Origin of the sequence: Stenotrophomonas sp. Ps181 (assembly GCF_025697425.1) — a bacterium.
Classification (GTDB): domain Bacteria; phylum Pseudomonadota; class Gammaproteobacteria; order Xanthomonadales; family Xanthomonadaceae; genus Stenotrophomonas; species Stenotrophomonas sepilia.
The window spans coordinates 259,036-285,624 of sequence record NZ_JAHWBI010000001.1 but is presented as its reverse complement, the minus strand read 5'-3'; the positions used below and the strand labels follow the sequence as shown (position 1 = coordinate 285,624).

The window sequence follows — 26,589 nt, the reverse complement described above, 5'->3', positions numbered from 1 at the left end:
CCGGCCAGCGGCCGGCACTACCCGATATCCGGCCTACAACCCGTAACGCTCGATCACGTCCAGATGCGGCTGGCGATCCTGGTCACAGGCTTCAGCCAGGCGCAGCCAGCAATGCGGATGCGGCCACGTCGCGGTGTGCTGCTGCAGGAAGCGGTGCAGCGCCAGCGGCGCATGGTCCTGCGGCTGGGCGACGGTGAACAGCAGGCCGGGCAGCGTACCCTCTTCCACATCGGGGTCGGTGACGGTGTAGTCCGGGCGGCTGTGCGACCACACTTTCCAACCCTGTGCTTCGGCCGCCTCGACGAAGGCATTCCAGGCCTCTTCGCCCGGGTGCGCGCCATCGATCATCCAGCTGCGGGCGAAGCCGCCGCGCTCCAGCACATGCACCTGCGCATAGGTCGGGATGAAATGCTCGCGTGCTTCCTCCTCCTCGGGTGCCGGATGCACCAGCGCGGCATCGAACACCACCCAGTCGCCCACCTGCTGGGCGCGGTTGGACGGCGCGTTCTCGACGATGCGCGCGGTCACCGGACCGCTGCGACGGGCGTAGTACTCCATCGGCTCGCCGTTTTCTTCACTGCGGATGATCACCCAGCCCCACGGCTCTTCGACCACGCCGTCCTGGCTGGACAATTCCATGCCAAGCGCCGCCGCCGAGCGGCGCACGGCGTCCCAGTCGCGCGCCGCGCTGGCTGCACTCATGTGGTCCCAATGCGCGGCGTTGGGCTCCTCCAGCAGCTCCACCAGCTGTGCATAACAGGCCTGGGCCTCGCTGAAACGGCCGGTTTCCATGTACATGCGCGCCAGCGTGCCGCGCGCGCCGTGCGAACCCGGAGACAGCTCCAGAAGCGATCGGGCCGCCTGCTCCAGCGCAGGCCAGTCGGACACGCGGCGTGCACGCTGCACCTCGCACCAGTGCGCGAACACCGGCACGCTGCCGCGATAGAGATCGGCCAGCTGGCGCAGTCCGTCGTCGTCGCCCTGTTCGGCCAGCCAGCGCATCAGCGTGTAGGCCGCGGGGCCATCGTGCTGCGCATGGCCGCGTACGAACCGCCACAGCAGCGACCGCGCCTCGGCCTGCGCGCCGCAGGCATTCAGTGCCGAGGCGGCCATGTCGGCCAGCGCCTCGTCGTCGGGCAGCCCGGCATGCGCCTGCAGCAACCACTGCGCTTCGCGCTCGGGATCGCGCGACTGGTTCTGCTCGCCCTGCGCGTCCAGCCATGCCAGCAGCTCGCCCGCCGGCACCGGCAGTGGCGCGACGTCCGGCAATGCCTCGATGCGCGCGGCCAGGCCGGCCACCAAGGCCGCGGCACCACGGTCCTGGCGCAGTTGCGCCAGATGGGTACGCGCCAGCTCCAGCTGGCGCAGCGCCACCCAGCGCGCACCGCGCTGCAGGGCGAGTTCCAGGCTCAGCGCCGCGACTTCGATCAGCAGGCGGTGCGAACCGACCCGTGCGAAGTGCTCGATGATGGTGTTGAAGCGCGTGCCCAGATCCCACGTGTTTCGCGCGGGATCACGCTGGCACAGTGCTGCGGCGGTGTTTGCCCACAGCCGCCAGTAGTTCGGGGTCAGCTCGCTCCACGGCACCAGCTGCTGCAGCGCCTCTTCGTCGCGGCCCAGCTGGGCCAGCGCCCAGGCCTTGGACAAGCGACGCGGCACCGTGCAGTTGGCCGGTTCGTACTCCCCGGAGGCTGCCACCTCGGCCTCGCGCTTCTCGATCAGCGCCAGTGCCTCGTCGGCGCGGCCGACAGCGAGCAGGATCTTGATCTGCATCTCGGGGAAGCTGTCGAACACTTCCTTGCCACAGGCTTCCACGGCATCGGCCTGCACCTGCAGGTAATCCAGCGCCTCCTGGCCACGGCCATCATCGAGCAGTGCATCGGCCTTCTCGCAGCTCAGGCACTGGAAACAGGCCCAGCTCGGATCGATGCGGCCCAGCGTTTCGTCGCACACCTCGATGCGCTCGGGCACCCAGCCCGGGCCATCGATGTTGCCGTAGCAGGCCGCCAGGTCCTGGGTCACGCAGATCGACTGCGGGCACTCCAGCGTGTCCTCGCGATGTGCCCGTTCAAACAGCGCTACGGCTTCGCCGAGTGCGCTCTCGCCTTCCACGCGGTTGCCGACGCGGTTGCGCAGCGCCCAGTGGCCGACATAGACGTCGACCCACGGGTTGTCCAGCGCCTTGCCCAGCGCACGCGCCTCGGGCAGCAGCGCATCGACGCGGTCGATCTGCAGTTCACTGACCTCGTCGGCGAGACGGTTCAGCAGGTGCGCGTTCTGCGCCTGGCCGGCCTGGCGCAGGTCACCCTGCAGCTTTTCGACCCAGTTCCAGATGTCCATGGGGGTAATTGCTCCTGTCTAGCGAAGGCTGGATGAGAAGGTGCGGTGCTCAGCGCAGCATCTGCTGCAGGGCGCCGGCGATGTCGGTGAAGGCGCCGTTGAGATCCGGGCCGGGCGTAGCGTTCGTGCGTGCCAGCGGGCGGCCCTGCGCGGCGACGATGATTTTCAGCGAGCGCAGCAGGCGCGCCGCAGCCTCGGCCTGTGGGTGGCCCTCGCGCTGGGCGCGCAGCAGTGCCTGCACCGCCGGGTTGTCGAGATTGAGATACAGCCGCGACGGTGCGCGCGATTCGATGCGCGCGGTGAACTGGCGCGCCAGGCGCAGCGCGGCCATCGAGACGCGCTTGTCGTTCTCGTCGTCTTCCAGCCGCTGCTTCAGCTCGGCCTCGCGGTCGGGCACCACCACCACCGGCAGCGCCTCCGGGCTGAAACGCGCGGGCAGCAGCTGCTCGCCGTCGCCCAGTTGTTCGCGCAGCCACGCCAGCTGCGCCTCGTCGAGGCTGTCATCACTGCGGAACAGTGCGCGGTTGCCCTGTTCGGTACCCAGCTCGACCAGGCGCAGGCCCTTGGCCTGCGCCCAGCGCCGCAGGAACGGCACCACCGCATAGCGATGGCCATGCGCGACCGGTACGCCCATCGCGCGGAACAGCATCTCTTCAAAGCCACCGCCGTTGTCGAGGATGACATGCACGGCACCACGCGCCGGCAGCGCACTGGCCGGCAGGTCGCCCTGCGAAGTCGGCACGCGCACGTGCTCCAGCAACAGGTCGAACAGGCGCTCATCGCACAGCGACGCACCCAGCAGGGCCTCGTTGTGGCGGGTCAGCACGCGCCGCCAGGCTTCCGGTTGCTGCTTCGCAACGTCGGCCAGGCCGTCGATCAGCGCCTCCAGCAGTGCATGCTGCACCGCGCGGTACTGGTCATCGCGCTGCAGGTCTTCGCGGCTGGCGGTGGGCGTCAACCGCGAGGATTCGATCACCCCGCCGATGAAACCGGCCCACGGCGGCAGCAGGTCGCGCGCGTCGTCATCCAGCAGCATGCCGCGCACGAACACCGACAGGTTGCGGTTGTCGCTGGTGCCATAGGTGGCGCCGTCCTGGACCCACAACAGGCCGGTGGCATCGCTGTTGCCATCGGCACGCAACGGCACGGTGACGATCGGCTCGAAATCATGCTCGAACCGCGCCGCGAACTGCAGCGCCTGGCGGCGGGCCTGCACCGGATGCATGGCGACATCCCCCTGGCCGCGCCACGGTGGCGGCTCGGGATTGATCGCCTCGGTCGCAGCACCAATGAAGATCGGCTCGGACAGCAGCGCGCAGTAGCGGCCCAGCACCTCGTGCAGGCGCGCCTCGTTGGCCAGCGGCAGGAAATCAGGATGCAGCTCCAGCTCCACCTCGGTGCCGACCGCACGTGCCGGCACTTCGCTGACGGTGTACTGCTCGGCGTTGCTGGATACGTACAGATGGCCCAGGTCCGGGGTCTGGTACGAGGTGGTGCGCACGCTGACCCGGCGCGCCAGCACGAAGGCCGACAGGAAGCCGAGGCCGAACATGCCGATCAGGCCCTCATCGTCCTCGCCGCCCTGGCGCAGGCCACGGGTATAGCCGACGCCGACGGTGGCCAGGTAATCGTGGATCTCCTGGCGGGTCAGGCCGGCACCGGTATCGGTGATGCGCAGCACGCCGGCACCGGCATCAACCTGCACCGAAATGCGCGAAGGCACGTCAACGCCGGGCTGCTCGATGCGGCGGCGGATGATCGAGTCATGCGCGTTCTGCACCAGCTCACGCAGCGCCACCACCGGGGTGGAATACAGGTGCTTGCCCAGCACCGTCATCAGTCCATTGAGATCGACCCCGGCACGACGGATCTCGGCGTTGGGGGCGGTGAGTGCGGTGTCCTGCATGTAATCGTTTACTCCTGGGCACGGAAAGACGCCAGAGGGCGTCTTCGTCGAGCGGGAAAAACTAGCACAAGGAAGCTGACCGTTGCCGTGATTGACGTTTGTAGAGACGGCATCACGCCGCGTCGATGGCCTCGGACAGGCGCTCCACCGCGATCACCTCCATGCCTTTCACCGAACCGCTCTTGGGCGCATTGGCCTTGGGCACGATGGCGCGCTTGAAGCCATGGGTGGCGGCCTCGCGCAGGCGGTCCTCGCCGTTGGGCACCGGGCGGATCTCGCCGGACAGGCCCACCTCGCCGAAGGCGATGGTCTTCTCCGCCAGCGGCCGGTCCTGCAGCGACGACAGCACCGCCAGCAGCACCGGCAGATCGGCGGCGGTCTCCTGCACGCGGATGCCACCGACCACATTGACGAACACGTCCTGGTCGCCGACCAGTACGCCGCCATGGCGATGCAGCACCGCCAGCAGCATCGCCAGGCGGTTCTGCTCCAGGCCGACCGCGACACGGCGCGGGTTCGACAGCGGTGATGCATCGACCAGCGCCTGCACCTCCACCAGCAGCGGCCGCGTGCCCTCGCGGGTGACCATCACGCAGCTGCCCGGCTGATGGGTGCTGCCGCCGGAGAGGAAGATCGCCGAGGGGTTGGAGACTTCCTTCAGGCCCTTGTCGCCCATCGCGAACACGCCCAGCTCGTTGACCGCACCGAAGCGGTTCTTGAACGCGCGCAACAGGCGGAAGCGGCTGCCGCTCTCGCCCTCGAAGTACAGCACCGCGTCCACCATGTGTTCCAGCACGCGCGGGCCGGCGATGCCGCCCTCCTTGGTCACATGGCCGACCAGGAACACGGCAGTGCCGGTTTCCTTGGCAAAGCGCACCAGCCGCGCCGCGCTCTCGCGCACCTGGCTGACCGAACCGGGCGCGGCGGTCAGGCTCTCCGTCCACAGGGTCTGCACCGAGTCGGCCACGATCAGCCGCGGGCCGGCCCTGGACGCATGCTGCAGGATCGACTCGACCCCGGTCTCGGCCAGTGCATTGACCCCATCCAGCGGCAGTTCCAGGCGGTGCGCGCGGCCGGCGACCTGCGCCAGCGACTCTTCACCGGTGACGTAGAGCACCGGCAGTTCGGCCGCCATCTTCGCCACCGCCTGCAGCAGCAGCGTCGACTTGCCGATGCCCGGGTCGCCGCCCACCAGCACCACCGCGCCTTCGACCAGGCCACCACCCAGCACGCGGTCGAACTCGCCGATGCCGGTCGTGACCCGCCGGTGCTCGGTCTGCTCCACGTCTTTCAGCGCGGTGATCTTCGGCGGATCGATCTTGCCGGCCCAGCCCGCCCGCCGCGAAGCCGGTGCCTTGGCAGCCGCCGCGCTCTCCAGCACGATTTCCGACAGCGAGTTCCAGGCGTTGCACTCGGTGCACTGGCCCTGCCATTTGCTGAATTCGGCGCCGCATTCATTGCAGACGTAGGCGGTGCGGGCTTTGGCCATCGGATGATTTCCAGCAACGGGAACAGGCGTGGCAGGATAGCCGAGCCGGGTCGCAGCTGCTGCGACCGCTCAAGTCCTGCCCACCCGCGCCGATAGGGGTCGCGGGCGTGCGCCTTGCGGGCGCTCCCTTCCTCCCCCACTGGATTCAACATGACTGGCAGTTACAGTCAGAGCCTGGTCACCATCTCCCTGCTGGTGGCCATTCTTGCTTCGTACACGGCGCTGGACATGGCCGGCCGCCTGGCCACCGCCGAGGGCCGCGTGGCCCGCTGGTGGCTGGCCGGCGGCGCGGCGGCCATGGGCCTGGGCATCTGGTCGATGCACTTCATCGGCATGCTCGCCTTCGACCTGCCGATCCCGGTGGGCTATGACCTCGGCATCACCCTGTACTCGCTGGCGGTCTCGATCGGTGTGTCCGCCTATGCGCTGTGGCTGGTATCGCGCCCCAGCCTGCCATGGCGCCGGCTGCTGGCCGGGGCCGTGCTGATGGGCCTGGGCATCGCCACCATGCACTACCTGGGCATGGCTGCGATGCGCATGCAGCCCGGTATCGACTACCACCCGGGCTGGTTTGCCGCCTCCATCGCGGTGGCCATCGGCGCCGCTGGCGCCGCCCTGTGGATCGCCTTCCGCCTGCGCGCCGAGCAGCGCCACACCCTCCTCCTGCGCGCGCTCGCATCGCTGGTGATGGGCCTGGCCATCGTCGGCATGCATTACACCGGCATGGCCGCGGCGCGCTTCCCCGAAGGCAGCATCTGTGGCGCCGTTGGCAGTGGCGGCATCGACACGCGCTGGCTGGCGGTGCTGGTGATCGTCACCACCGTGGCCACGCTGGGCATCGCCCTGGTGGCCTCGCTGTTCGACCGGCAGATGCGCGTGCGCACCGGGCTGCTGGCCGATTCGCTGGCGCACGCCAACGACAAGCTGATCCAGGCGGCACTGCACGACCCGTTGACCCAGCTGCCCAACCGCATGCTGCTGCAGGACCGCATCGAGCAGGCCATCGAGAAGGCGCGGCGCCGCAATCATGCGGTGGCGGTGATGTTCTGCGACCTGGATGGCTTCAAGGCGGTCAATGATGCCTATGGCCACCAGCTTGGCGACCGGCTGCTGGTGGCGGTGGCGCAGCGCATCGGCGGCCTGCTGCGGCCGCAGGACACGTTCGCCCGCCTCGGCGGCGACGAGTTCGTGATCGTGCTGGCCATCGATATTCCCGACGATGCGGTGGTGGTAGCCGAGCGCATCATTGCCGCCGCCGGTGAGCCGTTCACGCTGGATGCGGCCGAACTGCAGGTCAGCGCCAGCCTGGGCATCGCCCTGTACCCGGACGACGCCAGCAATGAGCGCGAACTGATGGCGCACGCCGATGCGGCGATGTACCACACCAAGGAAACCGGGCGGAACGGCTATACCTTCTTCACTCCCTCGATGCAGCTCAGTGCCAATCGCCAGCTGCGCCTGCTGCAGGACCTGCGCAAGGCCATCGCCCGCAACGAACTGATCCTGCATTACCAGCCCAAATTTCCGGCCGCGGGCGCACCGGCCACCGGCGCCGAGGCGCTGCTGCGCTGGCAGCACCCGGAGCTGGGGCTGCTGGCGCCGGATGTGTTCATTCCGATCGCCGAACGCAGCGGCCTGATCCTGCCGATCGGTGACTGGGTACTGGACCAGGCCTGCGCGCAGCTGCGGGCATGGCACGATGCCGGGCACGCGGAATGGACAATGGCGGTGAACCTGTCGCCGCTGCAGTTCGCCTCGCCGGCACTGCTGCACAGCGTGCGCGAGGTGCTGGAGCGGCACCGGATCGAACCGGCACGGCTGACCCTGGAGATCACCGAGACCACGGCGATGAAGGACGTCGATGCCAGCTTGGCGATCCTCAGCGACCTGACCGCCATGGGCGTGCACATCGCCATCGATGATTTCGGTACCGGCTATTCCAGCCTGCTGTACCTCAAGCGGATGCCGGCCACCGAACTGAAGATCGACCGTGCGTTCGTGCACGACCTGGAGCGCAATGACGAGGACGCCGCCATCGTCTCGTCGATCATCGCGCTGGGCCGCACCCTGCAGCTGCAGGTGGTGGCCGAAGGCGTGGAGACCCAGGCGCAGCGCGAGTACCTGAGCGAGCTCGGCTGCGACCAGCTGCAGGGCTACCATCTGGGCCGGCCGATGGAGGCCGAAGAGTTCCTGCGCCGCGTAGGGTGAGGCGCGCGGCTCATCCACGCACGAGGTGGAACCACGGGTAGAGCCGGCCGCTGGCCGGCTTCCCGCGATTGCCGGCCAGCGGCCGGCACCACCGGACAACGGGAAACAGAAAGGCCGCCCGAGGGCGGCCTTTCTGCGTGGCAACGTCGCGAGGACGTCAGTGCATCATGTGCACGTTCATGTTGTGCATGACCCACAGGGTGCCGATCACGATGATGCCGATCACCACGACGGTGAAGGCCGCAGCGTTGACGTTCCAGCGGCTTTCCGAAGAGCGGTCCAGGTGCAGGAAGAACACCAGGTGGACCAGCATCTGCAGTACCGCGGCGACCGCGATCACCACACCGTTGACGGTGCGCGAGAAATCGCCCGACATCACCATCCAGAACGGGATGACGGTCAGCACCACCGCCAGCACGAAGCCGATCAGGTACGACTTCACGCTGCCGTGGCTTTCGCCGCCGGTGCCGTGGTCGTGTGCATGGTTGTCATGTGCCATTACAGCGCTCCATTGAGGTAGACGACGGAGAACACGCCGATCCAGATCAGGTCCAGGAAGTGCCAGAACAGGCTCAGGCACGCCATGCGGGTCTTGTTGGTCGGGGTCAGGCCGTACTTCTTCAGCTGCACGAACATCACCAGCAGCCACAACAGGCCGGCGCTGACGTGCAGGCCGTGGGTACCGACCAGGGCGAAGAACGCCGACAGGAAGGCACTGCGGTCCGGACCGTAGCCCTGATGGATCAGGTGCTGGAACTCCCACACTTCCATGCACATGAAGCCGAAGCCCAGCAGCCAGGTGATGCCCAGCCACAGGTACATCTGGCCCATCTGCTTGCGGTGCATGGCAATCATGCCCAGGCCGAAGGTCAGCGACGAGGTCAGCAGCAGCGCGGTTTCCCACGCCACGAACGGCAGCTCGAACAGGTCCTTCGCGGTAGGACCGCCATCGGTACCGCCTGCCAGCACCACGTAGGTGGCGAACAGCGAGGCGAAGATGAGGCAGTCGCTCATCAGGTACACCCAGAAACCGAAGACGGTGTTGCCGCCGGTGTCGTGGTGCTCGTGGTCGTCATGGCCATGGGCCGCCGCGTGTGCGGCGTGCCCGTGGCTCAGGGTCGAGGTATTGGTGCTCATGCCTTCAGCTCCGACTTCACCAGGCCCTGGGCTTCCAGGTGCTTGCGGTGTGCGTTCTCGATGCGTTCCACCTCGGCGGCCGGGACCCAGTAGTCCACGTCCTGGTCGAAGGTGCGGTAGATGAACGTGGCGATCATGCCGACGAAGCCGACGATGGCCAGCCACCAGATGTGCCAGATCATCGCGAAGCCGAACACCAGGCTGAAGGCACCGATGACAACGCCCGTGCCGGTGTTGCGCGGCATGTGGATGTCGGTGTACTTGGCCGGCTTCGGCCAGGCTTCACCCCGCTGCTTGCGCTCCCAGAAATCGTCCAGCTCGGTGACGTCCGGCAGCGTCGCGAAGTTGTAGAAGGCCGGCGGCGAGGAGGTTTCCCACTCCAGCGTACGGGCATCCCACGGGTCGCCGGTCAGGTCGACGGTCTTCTTGCGGTCGCGGATCGACACGGCCACCTGGATGATCTGGCACAGGATGCCGGCGCCGACGATGAACGCGCCGCAGGCGGCAACCAGCAGCAGCGGCTCGTAGGCCGGGTTGACGGTGCTCTGCAGGCGGCGGGTCATGCCCATGAAGCCCAGCACGTACATCGGCATGAAGGTCACGTAGAAGCCGATGAACCAGCACCAGAACGCGCACTTGCCCCAGAACTCGTTGAGGCGGAAGCCAAACATCTTCGGCCACCAGTAGGTGATGCCGGCGAACATGCCGAACACCACGCCGCCGATGATGACGTTGTGGAAGTGGGCGATCAGGAACAGGCTGTTGTGCAGCACGAAGTCGATGGCCGGGATCGCCAGCATCACGCCGGTCATGCCGCCGATGACGAAGGTGACCATGAAGCCGATCGTCCACAGCACCGGGGTGGTGAAGTGCACGCGACCGCGGAACATGGTGAACAACCAGTTGAAGATCTTCACGCCGGTCGGAATCGAGATGATCATCGTCGTGATGCCGAAGAAGGCATTGACGTTGGCACCCGAACCCATGGTGAAGAAGTGGTGCAGCCACACGATGAACGACAGCACGCCGATGCAGGCGGTGGCGTAGACCATGCCCTTGTAGCCGAACAGCGCCTTGCGCGAGAAGGTCGCGATGACTTCGGAGAACACACCGAACGCCGGCAGGACCAGGATGTACACCTCCGGGTGACCCCAGATCCAGATCAGGTTGATGTACAGCATGGCGTTGCCGCCACCGTCATTGGTGAAGAAGTGCGTACCCAGGTAACGGTCCAGGGTCAGCAGCACCAGGGTGATGGTCAGCACCGGGAAGGCCGCGACGATCAGCACGTTGGTCACCAGGGCGGTCCAGGTGAACACCGGCATCTGCATCAGCTTCATGCTCGGGGTGCGCATCTTGAGGATGGTGATGAAGAAGTTGATACCACTGAGCGTGGTACCCAAACCCGCCACCTGTAGGCCCCAGATGTAATAGTCCATGCCGACGCTTGGACTGTATTCGATGCCCGACAACGGCGGGAACGCCAGCCAGCCGGTGGCAGCGAACTCACCGATCCACAGCGACAGCATGATCAGCACCGCGCCCGCCACGAACAGCCAGAAGCTGAGCGAGTTGACGAACGGGAACGCAACGTCACGCGCACCGATCTGCAGCGGCACGGCCAGGTTCATCAGGCCGGTGATCAGCGGCATCGCCACGAAGAAGATCATGATCACGCCGTGGGCGGTGAAGATCTGGTCGTAGTGGTGCGGCGGCAGGTAACCCTCGGAACCACCGACGGCGATGGCCTGCTGGGTACGCATCATGATGGCGTCGGAGAAACCGCGCAGCAGCATGACGAAGGCGACGATGAGGTACATCACGCCGATCTTCTTGTGATCCACCGAAGTGAACCACTCCTTCCACAGATAGCCCCACAGCTTGAACTTGGTGATCAGGGCGACGACGCCCAGGCCACCAAGAACCGCGCCGACCAGGGTGGTCAGCACGATCGGATCGTGGGGGATCGACTCAAGAGAGAGTTTTCCCAACATGTTCATTCTCCCGAACCCGCGTGGCCGGCATGGCCTGCGTGTTCGTGTTCGGTGGCATCCAGGTTTTCACCCGATTCCTTGGAATCATGCGCGTCACTCGGGGCGTGGCCCTCGTGCGCTTCATGGGTGGCGGCATCGGCAGCGGCGGCACCGGCATGCGAGTGCTTCATGCCGTAATGCTTGTTGTCGCCCATGTGCTTGGCGATGACCCAGTCGAACAGGCCTTCTTCGGTCTTGCCGAAGTAAGTGACCGGATACCACTCGGCGTTGCGTGCTTCACCCAGGGCCTTGAACGAGGCCTTGTCCAGGGTCTGCTCGCCGGCGCGGACCTGGTCCAGCCACTGGCGGTATTCGGCATCGGTGACCGAGTAGGCGGTGAAGTGCATCTTGGCGAAGCCCGCGCCGCTGTAGTGCGAGGACATGCCCGGGAATTCACCGGTCTCGTTGGCGATCAGGTGGAGCTTGGTCTCCATCGCAGCCATCGAGTAGATCATGCTGCCCAGGTGCGGGATGAAGAATGCATTCATCACCGAATCGGACGTGATCTTGAAGTTCAGCGGCGTGTTGACCGGGAACTTGATTTCGTTGACGACCGCCACCTTCTCTTCCGGATAGATGAACAGCCACTTCCAGTCCAGCGAGATCGCCTCGATGGTGACCGGCTTGACGTCCGAATCCAGCGGACGGTACGGGTCCAGTGCGTGCGACGAGCGCCAGGTCAGGACCGCCAGCACCAGCACGATCATGCACGGGATCGACCACACCACCACCTCGATCGCCGTCGAGTGGGACCACTTCGGCTCGTAGCGGGCCTTGGTGTTGGAGGCGCGATACTTCCACGCGAACGTCAGGGTCATGATGATGACCGGGATGACGACCAGCAGCATGAGCACGGTGGCCGTGATCAGCAGGGTCTTCTCATCCTGGCCGATCTGGCCCTTCGGACTGAGGATGGCCACCGCATCGCAGCCGGTGAGCATCACCAGCAACGACAGCAGCAGGCCCGGGCGCAACCAGCGCCCAAGGGTTTTCAACGGAATCATCGGTCGATCCAATTGCGAGGGAATGCCGTTCCCCGTCCCTGCCTGTTCCGGCCAAAGCCGGTCCCACCGGTCCGGAAGACAGGCAGGGAGGTGGGGTCGAGTCAGCCTTTCAATTTTAGGCCGTCACCCACCATTTAAGAAAGACATTGACAATGATCGAGCGCAGGAAAGGCCCGATTCTGGCTGCGACACGTTGTCGCACCGCGCAGGCGCGGCGGGCAGAACAGCCGGGGGCGGCATCCTAGCATCGGGCGGTGGCCGGCGCTTCGCCCTCGTTCGGCAAAGTCATCTGAACCTGTTCAGGCGTGCTGGCGGGTGCCTGGCGTGGGATGCTCGGCGCAGGAGGAAGGCCCGTGGACAAGATCGACTTCAAGAAGCGCGACCGGGCGCTCTATCAACCACCCGCCGGCAAGTTCGTACGGGTCGATGTACCGCCCCTGCCCTACGTGATGGTCGATGGTCGCGGCGCCCCGAACACCGCCCCCGACTACCTGCAGGCCGTGCAGTGGCTGTATTCGGTGAGCTATGCACTGAAGTTCGCGCTGAAGGCCGAAGGGCGCGACTACGTGGTGCCACCGCTGGAAGCGCTTTGGAGCGCCGAGGACCCGGCCAGCTTCGTCGCACGGCGCAAGGATGAGTGGGCCTGGACCGTAATGATCCGCACACCCGAGGGCATCGGCCCTGCGCAGTGGCAAGCGGCGATCAGCAAGGCGCGCGCGAAGCTGGGAGAGGCTCCGCCCAGCCTTCGCCATGAACTCCTTGCCGAGGGCCCCAGCCTGCAGACCTTGCACGTGGGCGCCTACGACGACGAAGGCCCCATCCTGGCGCAGCTGCATGACGAAGTGATGCCCGCATTGGGATACACCTTTGCCGGGCCCCATCATGAGATCTACCTCAGCGACCCACGCAGGACCGAGGCGGCGCGGTTGAAGACCGTGCTGCGGCAGCCGGTGCGGCCGATCGGGCCTGATGAGGATTCCCGCAGATGACACAAGGAATGCCATGCGCCTGATCAACCGACTGCTGCACTGGACCACCCTGCCCGCCGGGCGCCGCCTGATGGCCGTGCTGGGTGCTGCGCTGGTGATCGTGCTGGCCTGCAATCCGGCGCTGTCGCCGTTGCTGCCGGTCGTGGATGCGCTGGGGCTGGATGTACTGATGCTGTTGTTGGGTGCACAGGTGGTGGCGGTACTGCCTTGGGTGCGGGAGCGGGCCGCGCGCGGGGCCAGAGTGCTTGCACGCCTGCTGATCGGTGCATTGGCGGGAGCTGCAGGTGGTTATCTCCGGCAGCTGGTGTGGTGGCTGGCGAAGGATGCGGGGATGGCGCGGCGTTGATAGCGTCGCGCGGCTAATCGGCCAAACAAAAAAGCCCCGACCAAAGGCCGGGGCTTTTTTACAACTGGTGCCGGAAACAGGAGTCGAACCTACATTTCATCTCAGTCCCGGGTCTGTCGGTCCAGCGATATTTCCGGTTCCGACCATCCTGTCCAGACTCTCCTCAAATACCTCACCATCTTCAATGTAGAGCTGGACTTCGTAGTCGGATGATAGCCGGATGTCCAGTACCCATACTTGCGGCGCGCCGGCAAGCGCATCGCACAGATCACCCGTAGACACCTCTAACGGCCTGTTCACCATCCGCTCTCGAAGATGACCCAAGGTCGCTTTTGACTCCGCTCCCGAAGGGACATCCAAATGCGATAGCAGCCAAATATCATTCGTGCTGAAGTTATCTCTTAACGCCTCAACTACCCTGTCTCCCGTGATTGGGAAGTCCCAAGCGTTTACCGTCATGACTATCCGCCTCCGTTAAGCGGCCGCGCGGGTCCGCGTGAAGGAGTGCCCCCGGTAGCACTCGGCTCATAAGGATGTTCGTGCGGGTTCGTATGACTGCCCGGCCGGCCGTGGTCAGTAAAATCAATAGTCTTTACCGGCCTCCCGTGACCGTCGAATTCTCTCGCCTGGTCGTACTTTCCATTTCTACCATCTCGCTGCCCCAGTTGCGTATGCGGGCCAGCCGCATCCGGTTCTGGCGCAGGCTCACCATTGGGCTTCGTGGGTAGTGGTCGGTCGGGGAAACGATTGGGTATTGGCTGCCCGTCTCGCCCCCGCCGAACTGTATCCCGACCTGCGGGACGTTCAGTGGGTCTCGAAGTTGGCCTTCCACTTGGCCCGCTCTCGCGATTCCCCCCGGATGTATCCTCACTGCGCTGGATGTTTCCACCAGGATTGGGAACCGGGATGGGAAGGAGGCAAGGAGCCGGCACCGGGATCGCTTGCCGCCCATCAGGATCAGTGAACTTGTACGGATTCCCGTTGGCATACCTGTACCGATTGAACTGCCCAACCGGTTTCAGATACGCCGTCACCGGATCCACTGACAGGAACACCCCCAACTGGGGATCCATATACAGCTGCCGCATGTAGCTCAGCCCGGTGGCCGAGTCGCTCACCTGCCCGGTATAGCCAGGCCCGTCCGTGACCTGTCCGCCAACGACAGGCCCATAAGGCTCGTAGTCATAGCGCTTGATCACGTTGCCATTGGCATCGCTCTCGGCAACAACCCAACCGAGGGCATCGGTATGGATGTACGTGACCGTCGTCTGGGCAATTGCGGCTGGCGACAAGCCAACGCCGATCATCGGAACGCAGCACAGCCAGGCGCCGAATGCCCCCAGCTTCCAAAATCGATCTTCCAATCCCTTGAAGCGGGTAAACACACCGCCTGCGGTTCCCCGAACCTGCGCATCCTTCCAATCCCTGAAAGAGCCTTGAAGCAAGGCTCGGTATTCATGGCACAGGAATGACCGGCTGCGGTTGCCAGGTCAGGAACAGGGCGCGGCGCTAAGCACCTGCGAAGCCGGCGGGCGAGTAGGCCGCGAGGCTCGGAAATTGGGGGCTGCCAGCCATGGGCTGGCACTACGGGTCGCCGGCCAGCGGCCGGCACTACCGGAGCACAAAAAAAGCCCCGACCAGGGCCGGGGCTTTCCATCAAACATGGTGCCGGAAACAGGAGTCGAACCTGCGACCTACGCATTACGAATGCGCCGCTCTACCAACTGAGCTATTCCGGCTTAGCTGGCTATTCTAGTGGCTGTCAGGCGCCAAGGTCAATTGCCTTGAGGGCACAGCCAAGACGATCTGCTACACCCTCGGGATTTCCGCTGCGAGCGGGTCGTCTGCCGCATCCTCCTCAATTCTTCAGCTGGCGCGGTGTCACATCGGGCGTGTTCCAGAAGTACCTGAGCATTGGCGCGACGGGAGTCTTCTAGGGCAGACAGCAGCCAGGCAGCACCATGCTCTTCCAACCCATCGCTCTACCTTTAACAGATCTTGGCCGCCCTCTCACATCCACTTGCTTTCCCCCCATCTACTGGATCCTGAACGCGCATCCATCCTTGCCCACGACAACGACCAATGTCTGACGAGCACCGGCAGCAACATAAACATCCCCGCCGCAATGGATCTCCTCCGACTGAGGTGATCGCCGATACACAACTTCCGCCGCCGAATCCGTGACAACGTCCAGACTGCCAGACGCCTTCTCACCCGCCGGCAACTGGTCGATGCCAAACATGCTTCCTCCGGCCTGCAATCTGACCTGATAGATCGCCTCACCAGATTCATTGCCCAAACTTACCCCGAGACCCGGTGGCGAACTGCAGCCAATGAGGGACAACAGCTCCGCCCCCAGCAAGATCGAACCTCTCATTTTCCCCACTCCTCTACGTCGGTGCTGAGCGACCCGTCTCCAACTCCTGCGCGCACGCCCGCCACCGCTGACCACGCTCCGCAACCGGCGACATTGCAGCGACGCACTGGTAGTCCCAGTGCCCCGGCCAGCGGCCGCGAGCAGGAATCGACCCGACGGGCTGCAGCGCAGATCCGGTTCAGCGATCAGCTGCTCCCGCCGGGCCAGCGCTCCCTTTTCATTGGTGGTTAACCCGGCGCGGCCCGCGCGCTCAGCGCGGCCGCCAACACCGACTAAGCTGCCGGAATCCGATTGGGCCTTGGAGCACCGCCCCCAGGCCGAATTGGAAGAAGCACTGGAGCTCATCGCCGAGCTTGTCGGCGCCGTACCCGACAAGGGGTACGGTGGGGCGCGGCGGCGAACTCTTACCCGTCGATTACCCACTTTGTTGGCGTGGGTGACAAGCCGGCTCTACGGTAAGTGCGCCCTCATGTCACCAAGAGGCCCCCTGATGGTGTACTCGCCCAAGGGAATCATTACCTTGGAAGGGCTCGAACCTGGTCATCAGCGCATGATCTATCTGGAGCGCTGCCCTCGGGTGACACGAAGAACCTTGAAGGACCGGGTCGTACTCCTGACTTGCACGATATCTGCTTGCCGACCAAGGCTATCCGGCAGGCTCGCTTAATAAGCTGTGCCAACCCACTAGCGGGTTATCAATTTACGCAGGGATAGGGGGCGCTGCTCCGACTCGCTATACGGCGTTCAATATTTCTGACAAGGCCAAGATCGTCTTCCTTCTCTTTTCTTCGATCGGAGATATCAACTTAGCATGCATATCATCTGTCTTTAGCACTTCAAAAATGGCCGCGATATTGGAGTGCCGTTCAATAAAGGGGATCAACCACTCGTCGCAAGCAGCCACTATTTCAGATGCGACCCGACCAACGTCGTCATGGGATGAAACGATCCATCGCCGTTGCCCTTCTTCAGTCAAATTGCCAAGCTCGCACCCGATGGTTGCAGAGTTCTTTCGATCTTTATCAGTTATCAATCTGTCGCTCTTATCTTGGATCATGTCTTGCACAGCATCGATTCGGATTGCCGCACTGACCACAACATCAAAGTCGACTTGCGCATGACGCACAAAAGCAAGATGAATAGATGCCCATCCGAAGGATCTAGCCAGACGGAACGACTGGCCTACCGGCCTTGAGCCGAAGCCGCGTTTATTGAGCAAGGATCCAACTTCAGCAAGAAGTTCCTTCTCAAGAGCAATGAGATTATTCATTTATTGGGATACCTCCGGGTCTTCGACCCGGCTTGCCATCAGCAACACCCGCACCATTCCGAAGCTCGAACCACCGAAGTCCATCGGCCCGACCCAACGCTCGATTCCCACGTCGAAGAAGTACCGGTTGCCCTCGCCATCCACCCCAAGAAATCCCTCACCTGGATAGCCGTTGGCGGTGGCTGGGAGGCAGGAGAAACGGAGATTACCCCGCGTTCCCCAGTTGTAGATGGCGCCATCGGTCGGCCGCGGATTGACCGTGCCGGCTGCGCCGATGTAGAGGAGCTCCTGGTCGGAACCACCGGGGATGTGTGCCTTGTTGCCGGTCCAAACCTCGTACAGATTCGCGATGGTCGGAACCTTCGGGTAGAAGGGCTGAGCACAGCGTTGCGTCGCCCCGTTGCCCCCGATGTTCCATTTGTTTGTGGCTTCGAACGTCCCGTCGATGAAGGGGACATCGATGTCCCAGCTACCGAATCCGCCCAGTGGCTGGCGGTCCTTGAATGAGCCTATCGACAAGCGGCGCTGCAGCCGCACCGGCAAGGCAGAGTTGCCAGGGAGTTCAACGTCGGTAACCACGAACTCGGTCGCACCGGAGCTTGGATTGATCTTCTCGCCGAACAGTTCCGATGTCAGCGGCGAGAGCATCTCACCTGTCCGGATCCGCTTGTTGTATTCGGTATGCGGGGTCAACGGGCTGCTAGCGACAGCCGACCAGGCCATACCCGCCAATACAGTCGCCAACATCCCCCGCAACGGCCAATTGCGCATGGAACATCCCTCTTTCCAGATGCGTCGGCAAACGGGCTACGCACGTCCGCCGACCTGTCCTGGCGTCATGTTCCGGCCAACCTGCAACTGCGCCGTCCATTGCGCCCCCCTACGATTCAGAGAGGCGCAAGCCCCCCTTCACCCCAGCTTCATATGATATTCATCCAAAGTAAAGGCCCTACCCGTCTACAAGTGCGCCGCGACGCCTACTCATCCCCCACCCGGTTCGTACACGCCCGCCCCTCGGCGAAATCCCGCAGGTTCCCCAGCGTGATCGCCGAGATCTCCTGCAGCGCCTCTACGGTGAAGAAGCCCTGGTGGCCGGTCACCAGCACGTTGGGGAAGGTCATCAGGCGCTGGAAGGCCTCGTCGTCGATCATCTCGCCGGACAGGTCCTGGAAGAACAGCGCGCTTTCCTGCTCGTAGACGTCGATGGCCAGATGACCCAGCCGCCGCGACTTCAGCGCGCGGATCACCGCATGGGTATCCACCAGCCCGCCGCGCGAGGTGTTGACCAGCATCGCGCCGGTCTTCATCCGCGCCAGCGATGCGTCGTTGATCAGGTGCTGGGTATCGGGCGTCAGCGGGCAATGCAGCGACACGATATCGGCGCGCGCCAGCAGCTCCTCCAGTCCAACCCCTTCGCCCACGGCGGCGAAGGCCGGCGATGGGTACGGGTCGTACCCCAGCACGGTGCAGCCCATGCCGTGGAAGACGCGCGCGGTGGCCAGGCCGATCTTGCCGGTGCCGACGATGCCGACCGTGCGCCCATGCAGGGTGCGCCCGAGCAGGCCATCGAGCATGAAGTTGCCCTCGCGCACGCGGTTGTAGGCGCGATGGGTCTGCCGGTTGAGCGTCATCACCAGCGCCAGCGCGTGCTCGGCCACGGCTTCGGGGGAATAGGCCGGCACCCGTGCGACGAACAGGTCCAGCGCTTTCGCGGCGGCCAGGTCCACATTGTTGAAGCCGGCGCAGCGCAGCAGGATGGCGCGTACGCCCAGCGCATGCAACGCGTGCAGTACCGGCGCGTCGAGGCGGTCATTGACGAACACGCATACCGCGGCGCAGTCCTGTGCCAACGCAGCGGTATGCACGTCCAGCGCGGCATCGAAGTACACGAATGCAAAGCCCTGCCCGGCTGCATCGCGCTGGTTGGCCTCGTCGAGGAAACGACGATCGTAGGGGCGGGCACTGAAAACGGCGATCTGCATGAACGGGCCTGGCGGGAGTTCCCTGCCGACCATACCGCAGCACCTGCCCTGATGGGATGGCCCCGGCGATACGGATATCGCCGGGGCCAGGTACCCCTTAGAACCGGTAGCCCAGGCCCAGCATCACGCCGTTGTGGATCTGGCCATCGCGGCGCTCGCCCACGTAGTCGGCCATGATCGACAGGCGTTCGCTGGCACGGCTGGTCACGCCCAGGTTCCAGGCCAGCACCTGCTCGCCCACGGCCTGGCTGCTGGCACCGAACAGCAGGTCCGGAGCTGCGGCGAAGCCGGTGCTGTAGCGGGCCTGGGTGTCACCCAGTTCCTTCTGCCAGACCACGCGCGCGCGCGGGGTGATGCGCTCGCCGTTGTTGCCTTCGAAGGTCTTGAACAGCTGCAGGCCGGCACCCACACGAACGCTCTCCAGGCTGCCGCTGCGGCCCACCAGCGCACCGGCGCCCTGCCCTTCATTGAAACGGGTGGCCGAGGTCCGTGCGTAGTCCACCACCGGCAACAGCGGCTGGATCACCAGACCCTTTCCAGTGGTGAAGGAGAACGCATGCTCCACCCGTGCCGAGATGGCATCGTTGCTGTACTTCGCGCGCAGAGGCTGCTGCAGCCCATCAATGCCGCCGACACTGCGGCGGGTGTCATGCCGCAGGTCGGTGTAGCGCACGGCTGCCGACAGGTAGCCCCGCGAATAGGTCGCGTCCAGATAGCCCCCCACGTCCAGCGCGCGCACGTCACCGCTGAAGCCGGAGCCATCGCTGGCCTTGGTCGACATGTCGGCCGCGGCCACGCTCACGCCGAGGGTCACGCGGTCATCGGCGACGCGGGTATCGGCACCGATCAGGATGCCGCCGACATTGTGGCTCAGGCCGGCCACGCCGCCGTCGGCATCGATGCGGCCATGGCTGGCGAAACCGCGCGCCCACAGGCCACGGCTGCCACTCGCCGTGCGGCTGTCGCCAGCACCCTCGCCGGCCGGCTCGACCAGATGCATGGCCAACTGGTTGAACAGGCTGCCGTGGCGCATGCCCGGCTGCGACGAGACCGACTGCGCAGCCTGCGAAGCCAACCCGTCTGCATCACCACCACTGCGCATCGCTGCCTGGTGCTGCTGCACGACGTTGCCGATGCTGCCGATCAGTGCATTGTCGGCCAGTCGCAGGCTGGCGTGCGCGTCACCGCGCAGGGCGCCGGCCTGCTGTGCGATCACATCACGGTCAGCGAACTGCAGCGCACCCAGCAGCGACTTCAGGCCGCTGTCCTGGCGGTCCGATGCAGCGGCCAGCGCGCGCCCCAGGCCGTCACCGGAGGTGCCGTTGGTGAACAGGCCCAGCTGGTCGAAGCCTGGATTGGCGGTCAGCCACAGGCCGTCGGCGGTCTGGTTGACGTTGAAGCTGAGCAGCGAATTGTGGCGCGGGCGGAACACTTCACCGGCAGCGATGCTGGCGCTGTAGCCGGTGTCGCCCAGTCGCACGGCATCCTGGAAGCCCCCCTGGTAGATCGGTCCTTCCACCAGGTCGCGACGGTAGGTGCCGGCATAGAAGCCCTGGGCGACGTTCAACGCCAGGTGTGCGCCCTGCGCGATCACCAGCGCGCCCTCCTCGGAGCCGCCATCGTAGAAGCTGCCGACGCGCAGGCGGCCACTGCCGGTACCACCCGTTTCGGTAACGTCGAACAGCACCTGCCCGCCGGGCATGATGTTGACGTAGCCGTGGGTCACCAGATCACCGCCACGCGGCATCAGCGTGCCGAACACACGCAGGCGGTTGAAGCCGTCTTCGCGGTAGGACGGGCCGGTGCCATCCAGCAACGCATCGCTGTCGGTGCCGACCGATGCGATGTCGCCATGGCCAACCACCACGCTGCCCGGCATCACCCGCAGCTCGGGGGTACGCAGCGCGCCGCCCTCCAGCGCGATGGTGCCGTTGTCGACCAGCATGAAATCGGCGCCGGTGGTTTCGGCGGTGCGCCAGGTGGCGCCGTTGCTGACACGGATCACGCCCGCCGAACTTGCCAGGGTGGACGCATCCAGATCGGCCAGCCGCAACTGGCCGCGCAGCTCATCCTGGAGGTCGGGATCGGCGAGCATCTGTTGCAGCGACGGCGTGCCGATGCCGTTCGGCCCCCGCGTGGAGACGTTGTACAGGCTCACCGCGTAGTTGATGTAGGTGCTGGCCCAGTCGGTGTTCCAGCGCGCGAAATCGTCGTCGACGAAGGCCTGCAGCTGGCGCGCGGTGCGCAGGTAGCCCGGGTTGATGTCGCCGCTGACGTTGCTGGTGACACGGAGGGTGTCGCCCGGATCGCGATAGCCTGCCGTGTTGATGATGTTGTTGCCGCGGATGTCCTGGCCCGGGAACGTCTCCAGCTTGCTGCCGCTGCCATCCGGGTCGAAGGTGACCGACGTACCCGTGGTGCGCGCCGGGTCGCGGAATACCAGCAGGCCATTGGGCTGCACCACCTCATACATGGCCTTGTGCAGCAGGCCCGCATCCATGCCGCCACCGTAATTGCCGGTGTAGATCTGGGTCATGCGCGGCGATGGCGCGTAGGTGATCCTGCCGCCGCTGCTGGCGGCATGGATCTGCACCGAATCGACCAGCGGCAGATCGCCGCCGAGGTAACGGTTGACGCCACCGGACTGCATGATCGAGCAGGACGAGATGCAGTGGCCGGACACGATGGTGTCCAGCCCCTGGGTGCGGATCACGGCCTGCAGCCACTCGCCGGCGATCAGCGCGCCGCCATTGGATGTGCGCAGCACGACTTCGCGGATCGGACGGCCTTCAGCCTGCGCCTTGGCCAGCAGTGCGGGCAGCGCCACCACGTCGGCGACGGTGACGCCGCCGCTGAGGAAGACGCGATCGTCCCGCACGTGATAATTCATTGCCATGACGTCATCAACCGCCGCCATGGCGGTGACGCCCATCAACCCGGCCAGGGCCAGGCTCAACTTCGAATGCTTCATGTGTTCTCTCTCCACCCGCAACACACGGGTCAGGAGTTCAACGTCCGGGCGGCGAAAACTCCCCCAGCGCACCAGCCCCCGAAACATGAATGCATTCACAATGGAATCAGGGGCCATGCGCACTCTTCCCCATCCGGTCATCGTCGCGTAAAACTCGAAGACGCACCCGCCACCGACGCCCGAGGCCAGCCCTGTCCACCCCCTCTCCGATCCATCGCGCGCCGGACCTGTCCGTGCCGACGGACGCGTTCATTGCGTTCGTGCGGGAGGAACGCGCGCCGTTGTGCGCTTTCCTGCGCACGCGCGGCGTTGGGCCGGAGGATGCCGAGGACATCGCGCAGGACTGCATGGAGCGGCTGATCCGCTATCGCGCGCACAGTGCCGACGAGCTGCGGTTGCTGCTGTATCGTATCGCCCGCAACCGCCTGGCAGACCGCGGCCGCTCGTCGCAGTCGCGGCCACACCTGTCCCTCGCCGAACACGATGGCGGCGACGAGCCCTCCAGCACGTCGCCCGATCCATTGCGCCAGGCCGAGTCCGGTCAGATGCTGTCCCTGCTGCGGCAGGCCCTGTTCAAGCTGCCCGAGCGCGCGCGCGAGGTGTACCTGCTCAACCGGATCACCGGCATGAGCTATACGCAGATCGCGCGGCACTGTGGAATCACCGCCAAGACCGTGGAAAAACATATCGCCCGCGCCCTGCAGGGCCTGCGCCAGGAACTCGGATCGGATCCGCTGCACAACGACAGGGACAACGGATGAGTCACGCCAGACCCAGGGAAGACACCCTGCTGTTTGAACGCGCCAGCGCCTGGGTGGCGCGGCTGGAGGCGCCGGACTGCACGCCGGGCGAGCGAGAGAGGTTCGAGGACTGGCTGGCCGAGGACCCGGCCCATGTCAGCGCCTGGATCCAGGCCGAGACCCTGTTCCAGCGGGGCGAAGAACTGGCCACCGACCCGTGGCTGCGCACCGCCGCGGCACGTGCGGCACGGCCGGCGCAGCGTCGCTGGCTGCCGGCCTTGGCCGCCGCCGCGGGCGTCTGCCTGGCCATCGGGATCGGCTGGATGGTCGCCGTAGACGGCAACCCCACGCCGCTGCGCTATGCCAACGATTCCCACCAGCCCCGGCAGCAGACGCTGGCCGATGGCAGCGTGGCCACGCTGGATGCGGGCACCACGCTGCACGCCCGATTCGGTTGGCGCCATCGCAACCTGGTGCTGGAACGTGGCCGCCTGCAGCTGCAGGTCGCACCGTCGAGCAAGGCGCTGCAGCTGCGCGCCGGCGACAGCACCATCCGCGACATCGGCACCACCTTCCAGGTGGAGCGCCTGAACGACGGCCTGGTCGAAGTCGCACTGCTGGAAGGTGCGGTGGAAGTCAGCAATGGGGGGACCCGGCACACCCTGGCACCCGGCCAGCAGCTGCAGGTGCTGCCCTCGGGCCGCTTCCAGCCCGGCCCGGCGCTGTCATCCAACGCCGCTGCCGAAGGCTGGCTGCAGGGACAGCTGGTGTTCGATGCCACGCCCCTGTCGATCGTGGTCGAGCGCATGAACCGCTACGGCCGCACGCCGCTGGTGATCGCCGATCCTGAGATCGCCAGCCTGGCCGTGAGCGGTACCTTCCGCGCCGGCGATGCGCAGGAACTGCTGTCGGCACTGCAACTGGGCTGGTCGGTGGCTGGCCAGACCCGACCGGATGGCGCGCTGGAACTGCGCCGCACGTACTGAGGAGGCCTGCAGTGAAGGCAGTACCGGGCGCGCTGCGGGAGGGGGTGCTCCGCACCCTGTTCTGCTTCGCGCTGAGCATCGCCGCGCAGCCCTCTGCCGATGCCGCCGAACAGGCCGGCACCCTGGAGGTCCATGTGGGTTCAGGCCCGCTCGCACCTGCCCTGCAGCAATGGGCGCGCCAGAGTGGCATCGCCCTGCTGTTCGATGCGCGTGAACTGGACGGCCTGCGCACGGCCGGCACCCATGGCCATAGCGATGCGGCCGCAGCCCTGAAGGAACTGGTCGCCGGCATGCCGGTGACCATCCTGCGCACGCCTGCCGGCGGATTCGTCGTCCGCCGCACCCGGCCGGCACCGCCATCGCCACCGCCGGTCGCGGCGCGCGCGATGCCCGCGGCACCGTCGCCGGGCAGGATGCCCGAGACGCCGCCGCAGGTGGAGCTGGCGCCGATCCATGTCACCGGCAGCCGGCTGCCGCGCACCTCTGTGCAGACCACGCTGCCGGTGACCATCATCGACCGCGATGACATCCTGCGCAGCGGCTACGGCAGCCTGTTCGACCTGCTGCGGCACTTGCCGGGCATGAACGGCCACCCGGCGATGAGCACCTCGCGCAGTGGCGATTCGCAGTACCTGCCGGTGGGTGCGGCCACCACCACCAGCCTGGACGGCATGGGCCCGCGTGCGACCTTGTTCCTGGTCAATGGCCGGCGCCTGCCACGCTATCCGATGGTGTCGCTGGAACAGGGCGGGCTGACCGACCTGGGGGGCATCCCGCTCAGCTTCGTCGAGCGCATCGAACTGGTGCGTGGCGGTGCGTCGGCCATCTATGGTGCCGACGCGATGTCCGGCGTGGTCAACATCATCCTGCGTGACCAGGCCGATGGCCCTGAAGCCATGCTGCAGACCGGCCTGAGCGGGCGCGGCGACGCCGGCCAGTATCGCCTGCAGGCGGCCACCGGCGGCGTGCGCGACGGAGGGGACCGCTGGTTCGCTGGCGTCGACCTGCACCGCATCGACCACGTGGCCGGCGATCGCCGCGAATGGCATGCGGAAACCTCGCAGTACCTGATCGGTGCGTTCCGCGATGGGCGCTACTGGCCGGCAAAGCGCTGCGAAGGGCCATTGAAACGGCGCGATGGTGCCTGCTGGTTCGACAGCGCACGCCCGCGTTCGCTGCAACCGGCCTCGGACACCGCCTCGGCCTACCTGCGCTATCGGCATGAGCGCGGCGAAGGTCGCTATGCCTACGCCGAGGCGCGAGCCAGCCACAACCGGCAGCGCTTCGACCTCGGCCCGACCGCCGTAGCCATCGGACTTTATGGGTTCACCTTCAACAGCGTGCTGCGCGAAGCCGGCAACGTGCGTCCGCATGTACGTGCCACCGATGCCGACGTCACCTTCGGCATCGGCCGCGACCAGGGCCGCCGCAGCTGGGATGCCGGCATCAGCGCGCAGCGCAGCGATGTCACCCTCACCACGTCGGGTACGGTGCGTGCCGAACCGCTGCTGCGCGCGGCGGAGACGCTGGATTTCCTGCCCGGCTTCACCTCGTTGCCGGCAGAGACCGCCGCGCAGTTGTTCCCGTCGATCCGCAACCGCGGGCGCACCGAGCAGTGGCAGGGCTGGTGGGGCATGCAGCGCGAGTTGATGCCATTGGCCGGCGGTGCTGCACAAGTGGCCACCGGCATCGACCTGCGCCAGGAACGCTGGACGTCGCATCCCGACGCGCTGCTGAGCCAGGGCGACCTGGCACTGGGCCTGCCGCAGGAACAACGCCACCTGTCACGCCGCAGTGGCGGTGCCTACGCCGAACTCGGCCTGCCATTGGCGCGCACGCTGCGCATGGACCTGGCGGCACGCTGGGACCGCGATGGCGATTACCAGGCTTTCTCGCCACGCGTAGGCGTACGCTGGAGCCCGACACCGCAGTGGTCATTCCTGCTTGCCACCGGGCGCGGCTACCGGGCCCCCAGCCTGTTCGAGCAACGGAGGCCGCCGGGCTATTTCGGCGCGATCGAACTGCCCGCCTCCAGCGCGCTGCCCGACTGCGCGCAGAGCAGCGGCAACGGACGCTGCAGCGTAACCGTGGACGTGGTGGAGAACGATGCGCTGAAAGCGGAGCGGTCGCGCAGCCATTCCCTGGGTGCGACCTGGACACCGACCGATGCGTTTTCGCTGTCGCTGACCCACAACATCGTCGAGCTGCGCAATGAAATCCTGGCCCTGCAACCGGCCGACGCAGTGTGGAACTCAAGCACGTGGGAGCTGGACGAGGATGGACGCCTGTACAACCTGCGCCTGTCGTTCGACAACATCGGGCGCACCACGTCGCGCAACCTTGTTCTGCGCGGGGAGTACCACATCGACACCCGCAGCACCGGCCAGTGGCTGTTCTCCGTCGATGCACTGAAACAGCAGGAACTGCGCCGCGAGCGTGGCCACGAAGCGACGGTGGACCTGCGTGGCCATGTCACGCCAGCGATGGCCGCCGTGCTCAATGTGCAGTGGCAGAACAGCAACTGGGACATCGCCCTGCGCGGCAACCAGGTGGGACGCACGCGTGCCTGGCTGCCCGGTGCGGAATGCCCGGAGGAACAGCGCGAGCAGAACCATTGCATGAATCCGCGGCAGCTGCGCTGGAACCTGCATCTGGCAAGGCGGCTGGGGCCGCGCGTGGTCGCCGCGCTGGACGTGCACAACGTGCTCGACACGCAACCGGTGAACTACCTGGTCGGCAATGGCGGCCAGATGCCGGGGCTGGACGATCCACTCGGCCGCTACTTCCTGCTGACCCTGCAGATCCGCTGAG

At 65.8% G+C, this 26,589-nt stretch carries 19 protein-coding genes and 1 tRNA gene; 6 read left to right on the top strand and 14 right to left on the bottom strand.

Going from position 1 to position 26,589, the window contains the following annotated elements; translation table 11 throughout:
* Positions 1 to 33: 33 nt before the first annotated feature.
* The 3 genes from KXV01_RS01380 to radA form a co-directional block, all read right to left on the bottom strand.
* Positions 34 to 2,340, bottom strand: a complete 2,307-nt coding sequence (locus tag KXV01_RS01380) for a tetratricopeptide repeat protein (RefSeq protein WP_049417337.1) — start codon at positions 2,338 to 2,340, stop codon at positions 34 to 36.
* A 49-nt stretch (positions 2,341 to 2,389) separates the two neighbouring features.
* Positions 2,390 to 4,246 carry an ATP-binding protein gene (locus KXV01_RS01375; protein WP_099494777.1) on the bottom strand — a complete coding sequence of 619 codons (1,857 nt, stop codon included), beginning with the start codon at positions 4,244 to 4,246 and terminating at the stop codon, positions 2,390 to 2,392.
* Between the two features lie 112 nt (positions 4,247 to 4,358).
* On the bottom strand, positions 4,359 to 5,735 hold the full coding sequence (gene radA, locus KXV01_RS01370) for a DNA repair protein RadA (protein ID WP_049417334.1): 1,377 nt from the start codon (positions 5,733 to 5,735) through the stop codon (positions 4,359 to 4,361).
* 150 nt (positions 5,736 to 5,885) lie between these two features.
* Here radA and KXV01_RS01365 point away from each other — a divergent pair, with 150 nt between their 5' ends.
* Positions 5,886 to 7,943 carry a bifunctional diguanylate cyclase/phosphodiesterase gene (locus KXV01_RS01365; protein WP_099494776.1) on the top strand — a complete coding sequence of 686 codons (2,058 nt, stop codon included), beginning with the start codon at positions 5,886 to 5,888 and terminating at the stop codon, positions 7,941 to 7,943.
* A gap of 157 nt (positions 7,944 to 8,100) precedes the next feature.
* Here KXV01_RS01365 and cyoD read toward each other — a convergent pair whose 3' ends face one another.
* Genes cyoD through cyoA form a run of 4 tightly spaced genes read right to left on the bottom strand, consistent with a single transcriptional unit; the run spans position 8,101 to position 12,117 of the window.
* Positions 8,101 to 8,442 carry a cytochrome o ubiquinol oxidase subunit IV gene (gene cyoD / locus KXV01_RS01360; protein ID WP_099494775.1) on the bottom strand — a complete coding sequence of 114 codons (342 nt, stop codon included), beginning with the start codon at positions 8,440 to 8,442 and terminating at the stop codon, positions 8,101 to 8,103.
* Complete coding sequence (gene cyoC, locus KXV01_RS01355) at positions 8,442 to 9,080, bottom strand: cytochrome o ubiquinol oxidase subunit III (protein ID WP_005408583.1); 639 nt, start codon at positions 9,078 to 9,080, stop codon at positions 8,442 to 8,444. The genes cyoD and cyoC overlap by 1 nt, the downstream gene beginning before the upstream one ends.
* Positions 9,077 to 11,074 carry a cytochrome o ubiquinol oxidase subunit I gene (gene cyoB, locus KXV01_RS01350; protein WP_099487037.1) on the bottom strand — a complete coding sequence of 666 codons (1,998 nt, stop codon included), beginning with the start codon at positions 11,072 to 11,074 and terminating at the stop codon, positions 9,077 to 9,079. The genes cyoC and cyoB overlap by 4 nt, the downstream gene beginning before the upstream one ends.
* Positions 11,075 to 11,076: 2 nt before the next feature.
* Positions 11,077 to 12,117 (bottom strand): ubiquinol oxidase subunit II, encoded by a 1,041-nt coding sequence (cyoA, locus tag KXV01_RS01345; protein WP_005415723.1) that lies wholly within the window; start codon positions 12,115 to 12,117, stop codon positions 11,077 to 11,079.
* A gap of 353 nt (positions 12,118 to 12,470) precedes the next feature.
* Between cyoA and KXV01_RS01340 the strand changes: the two genes are divergently transcribed.
* Together KXV01_RS01340 and KXV01_RS01335 are read left to right on the top strand one after the other, a co-directional pair.
* Positions 12,471 to 13,106, top strand: coding sequence for a GyrI-like domain-containing protein (locus KXV01_RS01340; RefSeq protein ID WP_111096418.1), 636 nt, complete (start codon positions 12,471 to 12,473; stop codon positions 13,104 to 13,106).
* Between the two features lie 13 nt (positions 13,107 to 13,119).
* Complete coding sequence (locus KXV01_RS01335; RefSeq protein WP_099494773.1) at positions 13,120 to 13,452, top strand: hypothetical protein; 333 nt, start codon at positions 13,120 to 13,122, stop codon at positions 13,450 to 13,452.
* A gap of 461 nt (positions 13,453 to 13,913) precedes the next feature.
* On the opposite strand, the gene KXV01_RS01330 is transcribed toward KXV01_RS01335, so the two are convergent.
* The 7 genes from KXV01_RS01330 to KXV01_RS01300 form a co-directional block, all read right to left on the bottom strand.
* Entirely contained in the window at positions 13,914 to 14,759 is an 846-nt protein-coding gene (locus KXV01_RS01330; protein WP_258390896.1) for an RHS repeat-associated core domain-containing protein, read from the bottom strand.
* Between the two features lie 356 nt (positions 14,760 to 15,115).
* A tRNA-Thr gene (locus KXV01_RS01325) sits at positions 15,116 to 15,191 on the bottom strand.
* A 296-nt stretch (positions 15,192 to 15,487) separates the two neighbouring features.
* Positions 15,488 to 15,829 carry a hypothetical protein gene (locus tag KXV01_RS01320; RefSeq protein WP_099494772.1) on the bottom strand — a complete coding sequence of 114 codons (342 nt, stop codon included), beginning with the start codon at positions 15,827 to 15,829 and terminating at the stop codon, positions 15,488 to 15,490.
* Between the two features lie 733 nt (positions 15,830 to 16,562).
* Positions 16,563 to 17,099: a hypothetical protein gene (locus KXV01_RS01315; protein WP_143566367.1), complete on the bottom strand. Its 537-nt coding sequence runs from the start codon at positions 17,097 to 17,099 to the stop codon at positions 16,563 to 16,565.
* Positions 17,100 to 17,870: a hypothetical protein gene (locus KXV01_RS01310; RefSeq protein WP_099487044.1), complete on the bottom strand. Its 771-nt coding sequence runs from the start codon at positions 17,868 to 17,870 to the stop codon at positions 17,100 to 17,102.
* A gap of 206 nt (positions 17,871 to 18,076) precedes the next feature.
* Positions 18,077 to 19,081, bottom strand: coding sequence for a 2-hydroxyacid dehydrogenase (locus KXV01_RS01305; protein ID WP_263467476.1), 1,005 nt, complete (start codon positions 19,079 to 19,081; stop codon positions 18,077 to 18,079).
* Positions 19,082 to 19,178: 97 nt separating this feature from the next.
* Positions 19,179 to 22,052, bottom strand: a complete 2,874-nt coding sequence (locus tag KXV01_RS01300; protein WP_111096419.1) for an autotransporter domain-containing protein — start codon at positions 22,050 to 22,052, stop codon at positions 19,179 to 19,181.
* 233 nt (positions 22,053 to 22,285) lie between these two features.
* On the opposite strand from KXV01_RS01300, the gene KXV01_RS01295 reads away from it, so the two are divergent.
* From KXV01_RS01295 to KXV01_RS01285, 3 genes are read left to right on the top strand one after another with little or no spacing between them, the layout of a single operon-like run.
* On the top strand, positions 22,286 to 22,813 hold the full coding sequence (locus KXV01_RS01295) for a sigma-70 family RNA polymerase sigma factor (protein ID WP_080352916.1): 528 nt from the start codon (positions 22,286 to 22,288) through the stop codon (positions 22,811 to 22,813).
* Positions 22,810 to 23,778, top strand: coding sequence for a FecR domain-containing protein (locus KXV01_RS01290; protein ID WP_263467475.1), 969 nt, complete (start codon positions 22,810 to 22,812; stop codon positions 23,776 to 23,778). Before KXV01_RS01295 ends, KXV01_RS01290 begins: the two co-directional genes overlap by 4 nt.
* An 11-nt stretch (positions 23,779 to 23,789) precedes the next feature.
* Positions 23,790 to 26,588, top strand: a complete 2,799-nt coding sequence (locus tag KXV01_RS01285) for a TonB-dependent receptor (protein WP_111096421.1) — start codon at positions 23,790 to 23,792, stop codon at positions 26,586 to 26,588.
* Position 26,589: the final 1 nt, after the last annotated feature.